Source organism: Kitasatospora sp. NPDC088134 (genome assembly GCF_044741705.1).
Taxonomy (GTDB): domain Bacteria; phylum Actinomycetota; class Actinomycetes; order Streptomycetales; family Streptomycetaceae; genus Kitasatospora.
Genome location: NZ_JBIUTD010000006.1, coordinates 1 through 17,632 on the forward strand (window position 1 = coordinate 1; position 17,632 = coordinate 17,632).

At 73.1% G+C, this 17,632-nt stretch carries 14 protein-coding genes; 4 read left to right on the forward strand and 10 right to left on the reverse strand.

Going from position 1 to position 17,632, the window contains the following annotated elements; all coding sequences use genetic code 11:
- The first annotated feature begins 150 nt into the window (after positions 1–150).
- The 4 genes from ACIOHG_RS11760 (at position 151) to ACIOHG_RS11775 (ending at position 2,638) form a co-directional block, all read left to right on the forward strand.
- The gene (locus tag ACIOHG_RS11760) at positions 151–606 is read left to right on the forward strand and encodes a hypothetical protein (RefSeq protein WP_400948526.1); all 456 of its coding nucleotides are present in this window, start codon (positions 151–153) and stop codon (positions 604–606) included.
- 2 nt (positions 607–608) lie between these two features.
- Entirely contained in the window at positions 609–761 is a 153-nt protein-coding gene (locus tag ACIOHG_RS11765; protein ID WP_400948529.1) for a hypothetical protein, read from the forward strand.
- Positions 758–1,648, forward strand: a complete 891-nt coding sequence (locus ACIOHG_RS11770; protein WP_400948532.1) for a hypothetical protein — start codon at positions 758–760, stop codon at positions 1,646–1,648. The genes ACIOHG_RS11765 and ACIOHG_RS11770 overlap by 4 nt, the downstream gene beginning before the upstream one ends.
- A gap of 102 nt (positions 1,649–1,750) precedes the next feature.
- Positions 1,751–2,638 carry an LLM class flavin-dependent oxidoreductase gene (locus ACIOHG_RS11775; RefSeq protein WP_400948535.1) on the forward strand — a complete coding sequence of 296 codons (888 nt, stop codon included), beginning with the start codon at positions 1,751–1,753 and terminating at the stop codon, positions 2,636–2,638.
- An 81-nt stretch (positions 2,639–2,719) separates the two neighbouring features.
- On the opposite strand, the gene ACIOHG_RS11780 is transcribed toward ACIOHG_RS11775, so the two are convergent.
- From ACIOHG_RS11780 to ACIOHG_RS11825, 10 genes are all read right to left on the reverse strand, one after another.
- Positions 2,720–4,573: a GAF domain-containing sensor histidine kinase gene (locus ACIOHG_RS11780; RefSeq protein ID WP_400948537.1), complete on the reverse strand. Its 1,854-nt coding sequence runs from the start codon at positions 4,571–4,573 to the stop codon at positions 2,720–2,722.
- 50 nt (positions 4,574–4,623) lie between these two features.
- The gene (cydD, locus tag ACIOHG_RS11785; RefSeq protein ID WP_400949259.1) at positions 4,624–8,313 is read right to left on the reverse strand and encodes a thiol reductant ABC exporter subunit CydD; all 3,690 of its coding nucleotides are present in this window, start codon (positions 8,311–8,313) and stop codon (positions 4,624–4,626) included.
- A 43-nt stretch (positions 8,314–8,356) separates the two neighbouring features.
- A complete protein-coding gene (gene cydB / locus ACIOHG_RS11790) occupies positions 8,357–9,358 on the reverse strand; it encodes a cytochrome d ubiquinol oxidase subunit II (RefSeq protein WP_400948540.1) in 1,002 nt (333 codons plus the stop codon).
- Between the two features lie 11 nt (positions 9,359–9,369).
- Positions 9,370–10,911 carry a cytochrome ubiquinol oxidase subunit I gene (locus ACIOHG_RS11795; RefSeq protein WP_400948542.1) on the reverse strand — a complete coding sequence of 514 codons (1,542 nt, stop codon included), beginning with the start codon at positions 10,909–10,911 and terminating at the stop codon, positions 9,370–9,372.
- Positions 10,912–11,175: 264 nt separating this feature from the next.
- On the reverse strand, positions 11,176–12,669 hold the full coding sequence (locus ACIOHG_RS11800; RefSeq protein ID WP_400948543.1) for a sensor histidine kinase: 1,494 nt from the start codon (positions 12,667–12,669) through the stop codon (positions 11,176–11,178).
- Between the two features lies 1 nt (position 12,670).
- Entirely contained in the window at positions 12,671–13,432 is a 762-nt protein-coding gene (locus tag ACIOHG_RS11805; protein WP_400948545.1) for a response regulator transcription factor, read from the reverse strand.
- 149 nt (positions 13,433–13,581) lie between these two features.
- Positions 13,582–14,196 carry a hypothetical protein gene (locus ACIOHG_RS11810; RefSeq protein ID WP_400948548.1) on the reverse strand — a complete coding sequence of 205 codons (615 nt, stop codon included), beginning with the start codon at positions 14,194–14,196 and terminating at the stop codon, positions 13,582–13,584.
- 12 nt (positions 14,197–14,208) lie between these two features.
- On the reverse strand, positions 14,209–15,411 hold the full coding sequence (locus tag ACIOHG_RS11815; protein ID WP_400948550.1) for an ABC transporter permease: 1,203 nt from the start codon (positions 15,409–15,411) through the stop codon (positions 14,209–14,211).
- A complete protein-coding gene (locus ACIOHG_RS11820; protein WP_400948553.1) occupies positions 15,408–16,187 on the reverse strand; it encodes an ABC transporter ATP-binding protein in 780 nt (259 codons plus the stop codon). Before ACIOHG_RS11820 ends, ACIOHG_RS11815 begins: the two co-directional genes overlap by 4 nt.
- On the reverse strand, positions 16,187–17,575 hold the full coding sequence (locus ACIOHG_RS11825) for an efflux RND transporter periplasmic adaptor subunit (protein ID WP_400948555.1): 1,389 nt from the start codon (positions 17,573–17,575) through the stop codon (positions 16,187–16,189). The genes ACIOHG_RS11820 and ACIOHG_RS11825 overlap by 1 nt, the downstream gene beginning before the upstream one ends.
- Positions 17,576–17,632 lie beyond the last annotated feature (57 nt).

The window sequence follows — 17,632 nt, forward strand, 5'->3', positions numbered from 1 at the left end:
CCTCGTCCGGCACGCCGAGGACTACCGGCGCGACTACAACACCGTCCGACCCCACGAGGCCCTGGCCTGGAACCGGCCCAACGACGTCCACACCGACGCCGCGGACCCGCTCGTCCCCAACTTTCCCGAACCCGAAAACCTGCCAACTGCTTGACGCGGGACAACAACACCCGCGAGATCGAGGCCAAGCACACCAAGGACCTGAAGAAGATCCTGGAGCAAGGGAAGGAGGATGCCCGGCCGGTGGCCCTGTCCGCCAAGGCTTCATCTGCGGCGCACGGCGCGAAACCGGAAGGACCGCCATGGCCCGTGGTGGACGGTATTGCGGGCGCGGCGCGAGGCAAGAGTCTCAATCCTCCGCATCGGCGACACACGCTCGCCGGTGTGAAAGGTGGTCAGGTCAAGGCGGAGAACAGTGTCATCCTCAGGGGGTACGAGAGCGCGGTCCATGACGATGTCGCTCAGATCGCAGCCGGACAGGCCCACTGGAACGCGCAGACCCAGCGCTACGAGATCAGCAGACCCAGCGCTACGAGATCAACGGTCGGAGCTATGGTGTCGAGCCGCACGGAACCGTCTTCCCGGATTCCGGCGTCGGGATCGTGAATATGGATCGCAACGAATACGCAGCGTTGAAAGAGCTCGCCAAGGCCGACGGTGACCCGTCCAGGGTTCCGGCCTTCTCCAGGGACCCCCGGTTCCGCGACAACCCGCACGTGATCACCAAGGCTCATGCCGTCTACCACGGGACTCACAAATGACATACAACCTTTTTCTCACCGGCTCGCTGCAGCGGGACAGCATCACTGACGTGCTCGCGGAGCAGTTCGGTCGACCTGCCGACGATGTCGATGTCGCAGATGCGGACGACTACGACAGCCGGAACTGGGACGCGACCGTCAGCTGCACCTACGAGCAGGTCCACGGCGATGTCACCTGGTCGCTCGACATCCATGTTCCCGACGATCTCCCAGCCCGCCCGGCCGAGGGGCGGTTGGCCGCAGCATTGGCCGGGAAGCTGGGGCAACCGGTGCTGTTCGCCGCAGCGGAGCCGCTGCCGAGCGCCTACTGGCTGGCCGCTCCGGGCGGTTTGCTCACCCGGGCGCGCTTGTACGAGTCGGACGATGAGGATGCGACCTTCACCATCGACGCGGTGGCACAGCCGGTGCCCGAACTCCCGGATGTTCCGGTGGACCGCCAGGCCGAGGTCATCCGGGAGTACCGGGTCTCCACGCCCGTCACCGATGCGTTCGGCGCCTGGCTCGCCGGACGAGGAACATCCGGAAGCGAGGGGCAGAGCGAGGCGGAGTGGTACGCCCGAACTCGCCTGGGCGCCTGGGAGGGACTTACTGTCCGCATGTCCACGGCCTGGCCGCCGGACGGCTGGTACCCGGTCGACTTCTACCAGGAGGACCTCGACCTGCGGGATCAGCTGGTGCAGACCGCCGCCGAGCTCACCGGTGAGACCGCGGCCCGGTTCACGGAAGCGTTGGCCCGGGTCGATGAGCTCTTCCGGGAGCACACCGTCGACGACAAGGGCGTGGCGCTCAGCGAGACGCTGGGCCTTCCACGACTCGATCTCGCGCTACGGAACTGGTGGTGGCAGCGCCGACCGGACCCGATGCCGTGGCCGCTCCCGGGGGAGTGAGATCGCACGACCCCGAGTTCCGGGCCACCGACGCTGGCACGGTCACCAGGAACGGCCACCAACACTCTCTGGCCCGTTCCTGAGCCGCATAGGGTCGGCGGTATGCGACTGAGTACGGTGATCCTCCCCATCCACCGGTGGGCCGAGGGGCAGAAGATCTGGCGGCGGGCCGAGGAGCTGGGGTTCCACGCCGCCTACACGTACGACCACCTGAGCTGGCGGAGCTTCCGGGACGAGCCGTGGTTCGGGGCGGTGCCGACGTTGACGGCCGCGGCGGCGGCCACGGAGCGGATCAGGCTGGGGACGCTGGTGACCTCGCCGAACTTCCGGCATCCGGTGACGCTGGCGAAGGACCTGATCACGTTGGACGACGTGTCGGGCGGGCGGGTGACGCTGGGGATCGGGGCCGGCGGGGGCGGGTTCGACGCGACGGTGCTGGGGCAGGAGGCGTGGTCGCCGAAGGAGCGGGCGGACCGGTTCGCGGAGTTTCTGCCGCTGCTGGACGAGTTGCTGCGCAACGACGCCACCACCCGGGAGGGGACGTACTACTCGGCGGTGGAGGCGCGGAACGTCCCCGGCTGCGTGCAGGTGCCGCGGGTGCCGTTCTATGTCGCGGCGACCGGCCCGCGCGGGCTGCGGCTGGCCGCCGAGTACGGGCAGGGCTGGGTGACGTACGGGGACGCGAAGGGCCCGGCGGACGTGCCGGCCGAGCAGGCGCCCGGGGTGATCGCCCGGCAGCTCGAAAAGCTGGCGGTGGCCTGCGAGGCGAAGGGCCGGGACATCGGCGAGCTGGAGAAGGTGCTGCTGCAGGGCTCGACGCTGGAGCAGCCGCTGGAGTCGGTGGACGCGTTCGTCGACTGGGCGGGGACGTACCGGGAGCTGGGCATCACCGAGCTGGTGGTGCACTGGCCGGTGCCCGACTCGGTCTTCGCCAACGACCTCGGCGTGTTCGAGCGGATCGCCACCGAGGGCCTGGCCCAGCTGGGCTGAGCCGGGGCTGCTGACGGCGGGGCTGCTGACGGCGGGTCGACTGGCGGGGGGTCCGCTGATGGCAGGTCCGTTGACGGCGGGTCAGAGCCGGGCGGTCCAGCGGACCCGGGTGCCCTTGCCGTGCGGGCCGGGCTCGTGCCAGGCGTCGCCGCCCAGGGCCTCCGCGCGGCGGGTGAGGTTGCGCAGGCCGGAGCGGCGCCCGCCGTCCGGGATGCCTACCCCGTCGTCGGTGACGGTGAGCAGGACGCCGGGCAGGCCGGTGCGGGCCGGGTGCGCGGAGACCGGGCGGCCGTCCGCGTCGAGGTGGACGGTGGCGTCGAGCTCGACGGCGACCCGGGAGGCGCGGGCGTGCCGGGCCGTGTTGGAGAGCATCTCGCGCAGTGCGGCGAGGAGTTGGCGGGAGGTCTTCTCGCCGACCAGGCTCTCCACCGGCCCGGTGAAGGTGATGGTGGGCCGGAAGCCGAGCGCGGCCGCGGCCTGGCTGCCCTCGCGCAGCACCCGGGTGCGCAGGGTGTCGGGCCGGTCGTCGGTGTCGCCGTGCTGGAGCGCGTAGATGGTGGTGCGGACCTCCTGGATGGTGGCGTCCAGCTCGTCGACGGCCTGGCCGATCCGCTCCTGCACCTCGGGGACGACGGCGCGGCGGGCCGCGGACTCCAGCATCATCCCGGTGGCGAACAGCCGCTGGATGACCAGGTCGTGCAGGTCGCGGGCGATCCGGTCGCGGTCCTGGAAGACCGCCAGCCGCTGCTGGTTGAGCTGGTACTCGGCCAGCCGCAGGGCGAGCGCGGCCTGCGAGGCGAAGGTCTGGGCGAGCTGCTGCTCGCTGTCGGTGAAGGGCACGGTGCCGGCCCGCCGCCATACGCAGAGCGCGCCGAGGACCCGCCCGGAGGACACCATCGGGACGGCCATCGAGGGCCCGAACTCCCTTGCCAGCCGGTCGAACTGGGCGTCCGACCCGGTGTCGGGCGAGGTGGCCGGGTCGTCCAGGTGGACGGCCTCGCCGGCCAGCAGCCGGGACGCGAGGCCGTGCTCCGGGAGGAGTTCGCCGGTGAGGAACTCGGCCCGCTCGCCGGCCGCGTGGGCGACCCGCATCCGGTCCTCGCCGGCCGGCAGCAGCACCATCCCGGTCGCGCCCTCGGCGAGTTCGCGGACCTGCTCGGCGGCGACCGTCAGCGCGATCCGCGCCTCGTCGGTGGAGAGCAGCGCGGTGGTGACGGCGGCCGCGCCGGTGATCCAGCGCTCCCGGCGGCGCCCCTCCTCGTACAGCCGGGAGTTCTCGATCGCCACGCCGGCCGCGGCGGCCAGCGCCAGCACCACCTGCTCGTCCTCGGGCGTGAACGCGGCGCCGCCCTGCTTCTCGGTCAGGTACAGGTTGCCGAACACCTCGCCGCGGACCCGGATCGGGACGCCGAGGAAGGACACCATCGGCGGGTGCCCGGCCGGGAAGCCGACCGAGCGCGGGTCGGTGGACAGGTCGGTGAGCCGCAGCGGGCGCGGGTCGTCGATCAGCGCGCCGAGGATGCCGCGGCCGGACGGCAGGTGGCCGATCCGGTCGGCCGTGCCGTCCGCGATGCCGACGTGGATGAAGTCGGACAGGCCGCTGCCGTGCAGGTTGACCACCCCGAGCGCCGCGTACCGCGCGTCGACCAGCTCGGCCGCGCCGGAGGCGATCCGCTGCAGGGTGGCGTGCGGGTCGAGGCCCGCACCGACCGAGACCACGGCCTCCAGCAGGCGCTGCATCCGGTCGGTCACGGCGGCCGCCGACTGGAGCCGCTCGGAGACCTCGGTGACCAGGGTGTCCAGTCCGAGCGAGGAGATCTCGGGGATGCGCGGCTGGCCGCCCCCGGCGACCGGATCGACGGGATCGACCGGGTCGACCGGGTCGGCCGGGTGGTTCGAGCCGTTCGGGCCGTTCGGGTCCTCCGGGGTCTGCATGGCACCAGTGTGCCCGTTCATCACTTTTGTCCCCCCGGTTACGGCGCGACTTACGGGGCGGGGACACCCGCTCGGGCCAGACCCGCGCCGGCCGCCTCACCGGCCCGTTCCCGCTCGACCATCCCGGCCAGCCGGCCGCCGGGCCGCCCCGCCAGCTCCGACCAGCGCCCGCGCTCGACCACCCGGCCGCCGTCCAGCACCAGCACCTCGTCCACCGAATCGTCGTCCAGGCCGGCCAGCCGGTGGGTGATCAGCAGGGTGGTGCGGCCCGCGGTGGCGGCCAGCAGGTCGGCGGTCAGCGCGTCGGCGGTGGCGGTGTCCAGGTGCTCGGCGGGCTCGTCCAGCACCAGCACCGGGAAGTCCGCGAGCAGCGCCCGGGCCAGCGCCAGGCGCTGGCGCTGGCCGCCGGAGAGCCGGGCGCCGTGCTCGCCGACCGGGGTGTCCAGCCCGGCGGGGAGGCCGTCCACCCAGTCCAGCAGCCGAGCCCCGGCCAGCGCCGCGCGCAGCCGCCCCTCGTCGGCGTCCGGCCGGGCCAGCCGCAGGTTCTCCCGCACCGAACTGTCGAAGACGTGCGCGTCCTGCGCGCACAGTCCGACCACCCGGCGGACGTCCTCGCCGGACAGCTCGCGGACGTCCGTCTCCCCCGGCCCGCCGACCGCCAGCCGCACCGTCCCGGCCGCGGGCTCGACGAAGCGCAGCAGCACCTGCGCCAACGTGCTCTTGCCCGACCCCGACGGGCCCACCACCGCGACCCGCCGACCCGCCGTCAGCTCCAGGTCGACGCCGGACAGCGCGTCGCGCTCCGCGCCCGGCCAACGGACCGTCAGGCCGCTCACCACGAGCGGCAGCCGGACCTCCGGCAGCGGGCGCGGCTCGGCCGGCTCCCGCACCGGGACGGGCGCGGCCAGCACCTCGGCGAGGCGCTCGCGGGAGGCCCGGGCCCGCTCCCGGAACCGCACCGCGGTCGGCATCCCCGCCACCGCCTCGAACGCGGCCAGCGGCGTCAGCACCACCACCGCCAGGCAGACGCCCGGCAGCGTGCCGTCCGCGACGCCCCGCACGCCCGCCGCCGACGCGGCCACCACCGTCAGGCCGGAGACCAGTGCGACCAGGCCCGCCGAGAGGGCGGCGAGCGCCGCCGAACGGGCCGCCAGCCGGGTCAGCGCGCCGTCCGCGTCGCGGGCCGCCCGCAGCCGGGCCGGGAGCGCGCCCGCGACGGTCGCCTCGGCGGTGCCGGTCAGGGTGTCCAGCACGGCCGTCGCCAACTCGCCCCGGGCCGGGGCGTGCCGACGCTCGGTCCGGCCCGCGACCAGGCGCTCCAGCGCTGGGACGGCGACGCCCGCCAGCACCAGGCCCACCGCCAGCACCAGGCCCGCCACCGGCAGGAACGCGGCCAGCGCGAGCGAGGCGCCGACCGAGACCACGGCCGCGACGGCGGCCGGGAGCCGCCAGCGCAGGTGGAAGTCCTGGACGGCGTCGACGTCCGCGACCAGCCGGGACAGCAGGTCGCCGCGCCGGAACTGCGGCAGCCCGGCCGGGGCCAGCCGCTCCAGCCGCCGGTAGACCGCGACCCGGACCCCGCCCAGCGCCTTCAGCACCGCGTCGTGCGCGAGCAGCCGCTCGGCGTACCGGAACACGCTGCGCCCGATGCCGAACGCCCGCACCGAGGTGACGGCCACCATCAGGTACAGCACCGGCGGCATCTGCGCGGCCCGCGAGATCAGCCACCCGGACGTCCCCATCAGCGCCACCGCGCACCCGAGCGCGAGCGCCCCGAGCAGCACGGCCGGCCACAACCGGGGCCGGGCCACGGAGTCGACCCGACCCACCTCACGCCCCTGGCGGGGCGAGGAAGCAGCCGGTGCCGGGGAAACAACCTGATCCACCGTCCCTCCCGCCTCGCGCAGTTCCCCGCGCCCCTGGCGGGGCGAGAAAGCGGCGGGTACCGAGAAGTCGACCTGCTCTGCCCCGCGCCCCTGGCGGGGCGAGGAAGCAGCCGATGCCGAGGAAACAACCTGATCCACCGTCTCTTCCGCCTCGCGCAGTTCCCCGCGCCCCTGGCGGGGCGAGGAAGTGGCGGATACCGAGAAGTCGACCCGGTCCGGCTGGCGGGGCGTCGGAGGGGTGGGCGGGGTGGCCGGGGCCGGGAGGTGGAGGTGGTGGTGGGCGAGGGGGAGGAGGGTGGGGCGGTGGGTGATGAGGAGGACGGTGCGGTCGAGGGTGCGGAGGGTTTCGAGGAGGGCGGCTTCGGTGACGGGGTCGAGGTGGGCGGTGGGTTCGTCGAGGACGAGGAGGGGGCGGTCGGCGAGCAGGGCGCGGGCCAGGGCGAGGCGTTGGCGCTGGCCGGCAGAGAGGCCGTGGCCGTTCTCGGCGAGCGGGGTGTCGGGGGTGGTGAAGTCGACGTGCGCGGCGGCGAGGGCGGCGGCGAGTTCGGTGTCGGTGGCGTCGGGCCGGGCGAGGCGGACGTTCTCGGCGACGGTGCCGGCGAACAGGTGGGGGTGCTGCGGGACCCAGGCGATCCGGGCGTGCCAACTGGCCGGGTCGGTCTCGGCGAGGTCCTGACCGTCGATCAGGATCCGGCCGCCGTCCGGCCGGACGAAGCCGAGCAGGGCGTCGACCAGGGTGCTCTTGCCGGCGCCGCTGGGGCCGGTGAGGACGGTGGTGCGCCCGGCGGGGACGGTGAGGGTGAGGCCGTCCAGGGTGGCGGTCGGGCGGCCGGGGTGGCGGACCGTCAGGTTCTCGACCCGGATCTCGGGGCGGGCGGGGGCGGGCCGTCGGCCGTCCGCCGGCCGGGGGGTCTCCAGTACGTCGAAGATCCGGGCGGCGGCGGCCAGGCCCTCGGCGCTGGAGTGGTAGAGCGCGCCGACCTGCCGCAGCGGCAGGTACACCTCGGGGGCGAGGACCAGCACCAGCAGGCCGGTCTCCAGGTCGAGGGTGCCGCCCACCAGGCGGAAGCCGATCGAGACGGCGACCAGCGCGACGGAGAGGGTGGAGAGCAGTTCCAGCGCGAAGGAGGAGACGAAGGCGAGCCGCAGGGTGCGCAGGGTGGCGCGGCGGTAGTCCTCGGTGATCCGGCCGATCGCGGCGGCCTGCGCCTTCGCCCGGCCGAAGACCTTGAGGGTGGGCAGGCCGGCGACCACGTCGAGGAAGTGGTGGGAGAGCCGGGAGAGTCCGGCGAACTGGCGGTCGGTGCGGGCCTGGGTGGCGTACCCGATCAGGACCATGAAGAGCGGGATCAGCGGCAGCGTCACGCAGATGATCGCGGCGGACTCCCAGTCGGCGCCGAGGACGCGGGCCAGCACGACCAGCGGGACGACCACGGCGAGGGCCAGCTGCGGGAGGTAGCGGGCGAAGTAGTCGTCGAGGGCGTCGATGCCGCGGGTGGCGAGGGTGGCGAGGTCGCCGGTGCGGCGGCCGGCCAGGTAGCCGGGGCCGAGCGCGGTGGCGTGGTCGAGCAGCCGGCGGCGCAGGGTGGACTTCACGGCGGCCACCGAGCGGTGCGCGGTGAGTTCGGTCAGCCAGGCGACCAGGGCCCGCCCGGCCGAGACGGCGGCCAGGCCGAGCAGTTGCCCCCACAGGCCGGAGCGGCCGTCCTGGAAGGCCCCGACCACCAGCGAGGCGATCAGCGCGGCCTGGGCGACCAGCAGGAGGGCGCCCGCCCCGCCGAGGACGACCGTCCCGGCGAGGAAGGCGCGGGTGGTGCGGGCGTACGCCAGCAGCCGGGGGTCGATCGGACGCATCCGCTGCCGGCTTTCCATCAGCTGTGCTCCTGCGGGAGGGGGGTCAGTGGGCGGCGGGGATGTTGCGGACGCCGATCCGGCGGCGGAACACCCAGTACGTCCAGCTCTGGTAGAGCAGCACGAGCGGGGTGAAGATCACCGCGACCACCGTCATCACCTTGAGGGTGTAGGGCGAGGAGGAGGCGTTGCCGACGGTCAGCGACCAGGCCGGGTCCAGGGTGGAGGGCATCACGTCGGGGAACAGCGAGAGGAAGAGCATCCCGACGGCGGCGACGATGGTCAGGCCGCTGAAGGCGAACGCCCAGCCCTCCCGGACCAGCCGGGTGGCGGCCAGCGCGGCGAGCAGCGCGACCACGGCGAGGATCAGCGCGGCGAGGCTCCAGCCGTTGCCGGAGTGGGCCTGCGTCCAGACCAGGAAGACCAGGGCGAGCACCGCGGTGGCCAGGCCGAGCGCGGTGGCCTGGGCGCGGGCCCGGACCCGGATCTCGCCGTCGGTCTTCAGCGCGGCGAAGACCGCGCCGTGGAAGGTGAACAGCACCAGGGTGGTGAGGCCGCCGAGCAGGGCGTACGGGTTGAGCAGGTCCCAGAGGGTGCCGACGTAGTTCTTGTCCTGGTCGATGTCGACGCCGTGCACGATGTTGGCGAAGGCGACGCCCCACAGGAAGGCGGGCAGCAGCGAGGTCCAGAAGATGGCCAGTTCCCAGTTGCGCTGCCAGCGTTCGCCGCTGCGCTGGTGCCGGTACTCGAAGGAGACGCCGCGGACGATCAGGCAGACCAGGATCAGCAGCAGCGGGACGAAGAAGCCGCTGAACAGGGTGGCGTACCAGTCGGGGAAGGCCGCGAAGGTGGCGCCGCCCGCGGTGAGCAGCCAGACCTCGTTGCCGTCCCAGACCGGGCCGATGGTGTTGATCAGGACCCGGCGCTCGGTGGTGTTCCGGGCCAGGGTGCGGGTGAGGACGCCGATGCCGAAGTCGAAGCCCTCCAGGAAGAAGTAGCCGATCCACAGGACGGCGATCAGGATGAACCAGAAGTCGTGCAGCTGCATGTGATCCGTCCTCAGTACGCGAAGGCGAGGGGCTGGTCGGCGTCCTCGTCGGAGGAGGGGCCGCGCAGCGTCGGGTCCTGGGCGGGGGGCCGCTCGTCGGTGTCGGGGCCGGCCGCGGCGTACTTGGCGAGCAGCCGGACCTCGATGACGGCGAGGATCGCGTAGAGCAGGGTGAGGGTGGCCAGGCCGAGCACCTGGGTGCCGACGGTGACGTTGGGGGAGACCGCGTCCCTGGTCCGCATCAGGCCGAACACCACCCAGGGCTGCCGGCCCATCTCGGTGAAGATCCAGCCGAAGCTGTTGGCGACCAGCGGGAAGCCCATGGTGAGGATGCCGATCCGCCAGCTCCAGCGGGTGAAGAAGACGTTCATCTCGCGGTTCTTGGTCAGCATCAGCTTGGGCGGCTCGTCCTCGCCGGTGCGGTGCTCGGGGGCGAGCCAGAACTTCCGGCGGGTGGTCCACAGGCCGATCAGGGCGGCGACGAAGGACGTCATGCCGAAGCCGATCATCAGCCGGAAGCCCCAGTAGGTGACGAAGATGTTGGGGATGTAGTCGGTGGGCTGCCCGCCGTACTTGGCCACCTCGGCGGCGGCGGTGTCGTTGATGCCGGGCACCGCGGAGGAGAAGTCGCTGTGGGCGAGGAAGGACAGGAGCCCGGGGATCTCCAGCTCGACCGAGTTGCGGCCCTGGGTGACGTCGCCGACGGAGAACACCGAGAACGGGGCGGGGGCCTGGGTGTCCCAGAGGGCCTCGGCGGCGGCCATCTTCATCGGCTGCTGCTCGAACATCACCTTGCCGAGGGTGTCGCCGCTGATCGCAGTGCCGAGGCCGGCCACCACGGCGATGGCCAGGCCGACCCGGAGCGAGGTGCGCATCGCGGCGGTCTTCCGGCCGTCGGGCTGCTGTCCGCGCTTGGCCCGCCACAGGTGGAAGCTGGCGATGCCGACCACGAAGGCGGCGCCGGTGAGGAAGGCCGCGGTGAGGGTGTGGAAGACCTGCACCACGGTGGTGTTCTGGGTCAGCACCGCGACGATGTCGGTGAGCCGGGCCTTCCCGGTGGCCGGGTCGATCCGGTACCCGACCGGGTGCTGCATCCAGGAGTTGGCGGCCAGGATGAAGTACGCGGAGAGCGCGGTGCCCATCGCCACCAGCCAGATGCAGGCCAGGTGGATCTTCTTCGGCAGCTTGTCCCAGCCGAAGATCCACAGGCCGATGAAGGTGGACTCGAAGAAGAAGGCGATCAGCGCCTCCATCGCCAGCGGGGCGCCGAACACGTCGCCGACGAAGCGGGAGTAGTCGGACCAGTTCATGCCGAACTGGAACTCCTGGACGATGCCGGTGACCACGCCCATGGCGATGTTGATCAGGAAGAGCTTGCCCCAGAACTTGGTGGCGTGGAAGTACTTCTCCTTGCCCGTGCGCACCCACGCGGTCTGCAGGCCGGCCACGATCGAGGCCAGGCTGATGGTGAGCGGGACGAAGAGGAAGTGGTAGACGGTGGTGATGCCGAACTGCCATCGCGAGATGGTCTCGTGAGCGACTGCTAGATCCACTGCGCCCTCTCTCACAGGGTGTGTTGCATACCGGACAGACGCACACATAGCACGCAAACGCACCGAAGCGTGCCAAGCTTGCCCGCTTGTGAACGTGAACACGTTCACAAGGTGAGTATCCACGATGCTTATCGGCACGGATGCACGGGGGTGGGTGTTTTCGGACAAGCAGATGATCCGATGCCCGTCCGGGCCATCACAAGCAGCGGCCGGGCACGCCGGGTGGACCGAACGGCGCTTGACACCCGCCGCGCTGACGTCCCGTCAGTACTGTCGCGGCAGCGACACCCGGAACGCCGCGCCCTCGCCCGGCGCGGTCTGCAGGGTCAGCTCGCCGCCGTGCGCCGACACCAGCGCGGTGGCGATCGCCAGGCCGAGGCCCGCTCCCCCGCCCCCGCCCGGCCGGCGGCTGCGCGAGGCGTCCGCCCGGTAGAAGCGCTCGAACACCAGCGCCGCCTGCTCCTCGGTCAGGCCGGGCCCGCGGTCCGCGACCTCCAGCAGGCAGCCGCCGCCCGCCCGGCCCACGCCGATCCGCACCGCCGTGCCCGGCGGGGTGTGCTTGACCGCGTTGCCCACCAGGTTCGTCACCACCTGCCGCAGCCGGGCCTCGTCGCCCAGCACCGGGGCCGGCTGCGGGGCGCCCACCCCGTTCGGGCCGGTCAGCGCCACCGGGCGGCCCGGGTCCAGCGCGGTCAGGTCGTGCAGGGCGTCCGCCGCCAGCGTGCGCAGGTCCATCGGGGCCAGGTCGAGCGGGCGCTCCTCGTCCAGCCGGGCCAGCATCAGCAGGTCCTCCACCAGGCCGCCCATCCGGACCGCCTCCGACTCGATCCGGTCCATCGCCCGGTCCACGTCCTCCAGCGCGCCCATCCGGTGCAGCTCGGCGAAGCCCCGGATGCCCGCCAGCGGGGTGCGCAGCTCGTGCGAGGCGTCGGCGACGAAGCGGCGCATCCGGCGCTCCGAGGCGGCCCGGTCCGCGAACGCCTTCTCGATCTGCGCCAGCATCCCGTTCAGCGCCGCCGACAGCCGGCCCGCCTCGGTCCGGGCCGGCAGCTCCGGCATCCGGTGCGACAGGTCGCCGTCGGCGATCCGCTGCGCGCCCGCCTCCAGCTGGCGCAGCGGCCGCAGCCCGGCCCGGACGGCGACCGCGCCGAGGCCCGCCAGTCCGACCAGCACCGCGCAGCCGATGGTGAAGAAGGTGGTGCGCAGGTGCGCGATGGTCGACTCCAGCTCGTCCAGCGGCACCGCGACCTGCACGTACCGGGGCGAGGCGAAGTCGCTGCCGGAGGAGCGCTGCAGCGGCAGCACCAGGGAGCGCCAGTGGGTGCCGCGGGCACCCTTCGCGGTGGTGGGCCCGTTCTCCCCCGCGGCCAGCGCGGCGGCGGTCGGGTTGGGCAACTGCGGGGTCGGGTCGGAGTCCGCCACCGGCTGCCGGATCACCGACAGCACCGCGCCGTCCGCCCCCAGGTAGCGCACCACGTACTCGCTGGGCAGGGTCTGCCCGGCCCGCTTGCTGACGGTCTGCGGGCTGAACACCGAGACCGGGGTCTGCTTGGTCGGGGGGCGCCGGGACAGCGGCTCCGCGAACCGCTCCAGCTGCTGGTCGACCCGGTCCAGCAGCTGCCCGCGGACGGTGCCCAGCACCAGGGTGTCGCTCACCACCAGGCCGGTCGTGACCAGCAGCAGGGAGAGCACCAGCAGCCGGACCCGGAGCGAGAAGCGGGCCAGCGGGCGGCGCGGCAGCGGGAGGCGGCGGGCCATGTCAGGCGTTCGGCGGGCGGCGCAGCGCGTAGCCGATGCCGCGCACGGTGTGGATCAGCTTGGGGCCGTGGCCGGGGCCGGAGTCCAGCTTGCGGCGCAGGTAGGAGATGTAGGACTCGACGATGGAGAGGTCGCCGCCGAAGTCGTAGGCCCACACGTGGTCGAGGATCTGCGCCTTGGAGACCACCCGGCCGACGTTGGCCATCAGGTAGTGCAGCAGCTTGAACTCGGTGGGGGAGAGCGAGACCGGGACGCCGGCCCGGGTGACCTCGTGCGCGGTCGGGTCCAGGGTGAGGTCGGCCACCACCAGTCGGCCGTCGTCGGCGGGGCCGCCGGCGCGGCGCAGGATCGCCCGGATCCGGGCGATCAGCTCCTCCAGGCTGAACGGCTTGGTGACGTAGTCGTCGGCGCCGACCGCCAGGCCCTGCACCTTGTCGCCGGTGCCGTCCTTGGCGGTCAGGAACAGCACCGGGACGTGCTCGGGGCTCTGCGCCCACCTGCTCCGGTCGCGCAGCCGCTCGACCACGGTGAAGCCGTCCAGGTCCGGCAGCATCACGTCCAGCACCACCAGGTCGGGGCGCTCGGCGGCGACCGCCTCCAGGGCCTCCTGGCCGGTGGCGGCGGAGGCCACCCGGAAGCCGGAGAACCGCAGGCTGGCGGAGAGCAGCTCGCGGATGTTGGGCTCGTCGTCCACCACCAGCAGGTAGGGCTCGCCGCCCGCCGGAGTCGGCCGGTCCGGGTTCGACTGCGCTGTGCTCGACACGATTGCTCCGCCTCCCGGCCGGACGAATGGGCCGCCCCGGACGTCACGGGGCCTGTCCGACGGCGCGCTGCCGGGCCGAATCCGACCGAACACCGTCAGACAGACCCTAGCCCGGGCAGGCTACGCAAAGTGAATGAAGATTGGATTAGTCATCCGGTCGTGCTCGAACCGGTACCTGCTCCGGCCCCCGGCGCGGCCCCGCCGTTCCCGCCGCCGCGGCCGCCGAAGCCGCCCGCGCCGCCCTCGGTGAGCTGGGTGGCCGCGTAGGAGCCGTCCGCCCCCTTGCTGCCGAGCACCGTCACGGTCTGGCCGGGCTGCAGGTCCCCGACCTTGCCCTCCTTGGTGGTGGTGACCTTGGTGGAGTCACCGGTGGTGATCTTGATGGTCTCGCCGTTGGCACCGGTCAGGTAGACGGTGTCGCCCTCCACCGACTTGACGGTGCCGCGGGTGAAGCCGCCCGCCGCGCCGCCGGGGAACTGACCGCCGCCCTGGCCGGTGCCGCCCTGGCCGCCGCGGCGGCTGCCGTTCTGGCCGTAGCCGCCGGGGAACTGGCCGTTCTGGGCGCCGGCCCGGGTGCCGCCGGCGGGGGCGGGAGTGTCGCCCTTCTGGTACCAGACGCCGCCCGCGAAGGAGAGCACCGCGATGACGCAGCCGGCCAGCGCCAGGGTCGGCCAGGGGAGCTTGCGGCGCGGCGGCGCGGCCAGTTCGGCGGTGATGTCGCGGGCGTCCGGCGCGGTGGCCAGCAGCTCCTTGTCGTCGGACACGGGGGTCTCCTTCTACTCGTGCCGGAGGGCGTCGATGGGCCGCAGCCGGGCGGCCCGGTTGGCGGGGTAACTGCCGAAGAACAGGCCGATGGCGACGGCGATGGCGAACGCGCCGAGCACCGACTCGGGGATCACCACCGGCTTGATGCCGACCACCTGGAAGTGCGAGCCGACGATCCCGGCGAGCACGCCGAGGCCGGCCCCGATCACCGACAGCAGGGTGGACTCGGCGAGGAACTGGCCGAGGATGACCGCGCGGGGCGCGCCGAGCGCCTTGCGGATGCCGATCTCCCTGGTCCGCTCGGTGACGGTCACCAGCATGATGTTGGTGATCCCGATGCCGCCGACCAGCAGCGAGATCGCGGCGACCGCGCCGAGCAGGACGGTGAAGGTCCTGGTGGTGGACTCCCGGGCGGTCAGCAGCGAGCTCTGGTTGCTGATCCGGAAGTCGGCCTTGCTCGCGTCCTTGATCGCGTGGGTGCCCAGCAGGATGCGGGTGACGTCGGCCTGCGCCTCGGTGGTGGCCTCCGCGGAGGCGGCCTGCACCAGGATCTGGTTGACCGAGCCGAAGCCGGTGAACGCGTTCTGCACGGTCGGCAGCGGCGCGACCACCACGTCGTCCGGGTCGTTGAAGCCGGTGGCGCCCTTGGCCTTCAGCACGCCGACCACGGTGAACGGGGTGCCGCCGACGGTGATCCGCTTCCCGACCGGGTCCTCGGCGGCGAACAGCTCCTTGGCGGTGGTGGAGCCGAGCACCGCCACCTTGCGGGAGTTGAGCACGTCGTCGGCGGAGAAGTAGTCGCCCTTCTCGACCTTCTGGTTCGCGGTCTCGAAGTACGCCGGGTAGGTGCCGACGATCTGGCCGGGCTGGTACGAGATGTTCCCGTACAGCGCGGTGCCGGTGGTGGTGACCACCGGGGCGACCGACTTGATCGCCGGGGCGTCGGTGGCCGAGGCGAGCGCCTTGGCGTCCTCCACGGTGAGCTTCTTGGCGGCGGTCGCCGAACCGCGCGAGGCCGCGGAGGAGACGGTCAGGGAGTTGGTGCCGAGCGAGGTGATCGACTCCTTCACCGCCACCGAGGAGCCGTTGCCGACCGCGAGCAGCAGGATCACCGAGGCCACGCCGATCAGCACACCGAGCATGGTCAGCGCGGAGCGGACCTTGTTGGCGGCCAGGCCGCCGACCGCGAAGCGGAGCATCTGCCAGGCGATCACGCGACCACCCCCGGGGTCGCGGCCAGGGCCGGCGGCGGGCCGTCGACCGGGGCCTGCCGGACGTCGGAGACGATCGCGCCGTCGACCAGCCGGATCACCCGCTTCGCGTGCAGCGCCACCTCGTCCTCGTGGGTGATCACCACCACGGTGCGGCCGAGCGCGTTGAGGCCGTCGATGATGTCCAGCACCTCCGCGGTGGAGCGACTGTCGAGGTTGCCGGTGGGCTCGTCGGCGAGCAGCATCGCGGGCGCGGTGACCAGCGCCCGGGCCACCGCGACGCGCTGCTGCTGGCCGCCGGAGAGCTGGTTGGGCTTGTGCCCGCCCCGGTCGGCCAGGCCGACCAGGCCCAGCGCGGCCTGCGCCCGGCGGCGCCGCTCGGCGGCCCGCACGCCCGCGTAGGCCAGCGGCAGTTCGACCTGGGCGAGCGCGGTGGTGCGCGGCACCAGGTTGAAGGACTGGAAGACGAAGCCGATCCTGCGGTTGCGGACCAGCGCCAGCTGCCCCTCGTCGAGGTGGCCGACGTCGGTGCCGTCCAGCAGGTAGCGGCCGGAGGTGGGCACGTCCAGGCAGCCGAGGATGTTCATCAGCGTCGACTTGCCGGAGCCGGAGGAGCCCATCACCGCGACGTAGTCGCCCTCGGCGATGTCCAGGTCGACGCCGAGCGGTTCGCCGTCGGGGCCGCTCGGGCCGCGCAGGGCGTGCACCACGGCGTCGCCGTGGCCGTAGGACTTGGTGAGCCGGCGGATCCGGATCACCGGGGGCTTGGCGGTGCTCATCAGCGACCGCCCCCGCCGCCGCCGTTGCGGGAGCCGCCCCCGCCGTTGCCGCCGCCGCCGAAGCCGCCCGTGCCGCCGCCGAGGCCGCCGTTCAGGCCGGGGAACTGGCCGGACGGGAAGCCGTTGCCGGTGCCCGCGGTGGTGGCGGTCAGCTCGACCTTCTCGCCCTCGGTCAGGCCGTCGACGACCTGCACGGTGGTGTCGCCCTCGATGCCGACGGCGACCTGCACCCGCTCGGTGGAGCCGTCCTCGTGCACCACGGTGGCGGTCCGGGTGGCGCCGGTGCCCTGGAGGGCCGCGGCGGGCACCGAGAGGGCGTTCTCGGCCGAGCCGGTGGTGACCGAGATGGTGGCGCTCAGGCCGGTGCGCAGCGCCGAGGTGTCCGAGCCGATCTGCAGCACCGCGCCGTACTGCACCGCGCCGTTGGTGGAGCTGGAGGGCAGCGAGGAGACCGACAGGACGGTGGCCTGCAGCTTGGTGTCGGACTGCGCGTTGAGGGTGACGGTGGCCGCCTGGCCCTTCTTCAGCTTGAGCGAGTCCAGTTCGGAGAAGTTCGCGCTGACCTCCATCCCGGACGGGTTGGTCAGCACGATGAACCCGGTCGGGGTGGTGCTCGAACTGCCGCCTCCGGTCGAGGACTTGGCGCCCGAGGCGGAGCCGCCGCCGGAGCTGGAGCCGGAGCCGGTGCTGCCGGCGCCGGAGACGTTCTCGCCGACCTTGCCGGAGATCGAGGCGACGGTGCCGTCGGTGCCGGCGGTCAGCGTCGTCCCGGCCAGCGCGTCCTTGGCGTTGGAGAGGGCGGCCTCGGCGTTGTCGACCTGCTGCTGCGCGGCGGCGATCTGCGCCTGGTCGATCTTCACCGTGGTCGTGGTGGTGGCCGGCTGCGGGGTGGCGGCGGCGCTCGCCCCGCCGGAGCCGCCGCCGCGGCCGGAGGCACCGGTGGAGCCGCCCGCGGAACCGGCGGAGCCGGTGCCCGGAACGGTGGTGGTGACCGTCTCGCCCGCCTCGGCCTTGGTCAGGTTGGCCTCGGCGGTGTTCAGCGCGGCCTGCGCCTGGTCGACCTGCTGCTGCGCGGCAGTGGTGTCGACGGTGGCGAGCACCTGGCCCTTCTTCACCGCGTCGCCGACCGCGACCTTCACCGCCGTCAGCCGGCCGCCGGTGGTGAAGTCCTGCCCGGCGTCGGACGGCGAGAACAGCGTGCCCGATCCGGACACCGTGGCCTGGACCGTGCCCTTGGCGACGGTGGCGGTCCGGATCCTGGAGACGGTGGCGGCCTTGCCGGTGCCGCTGTCCACGGTGGTGTACGCCAGCGCGACCCCGCCCAGCAGGGCCACGCCGAGCGCGGAGTTGACGAGGACGGCCCCACGCCGTCGCGGAAGCACCTTCATGGCGCAGAAGCATCGCGGGAGGCTCTTGCGCCCCCCTGTGCGGAACCTGGGAGCGGG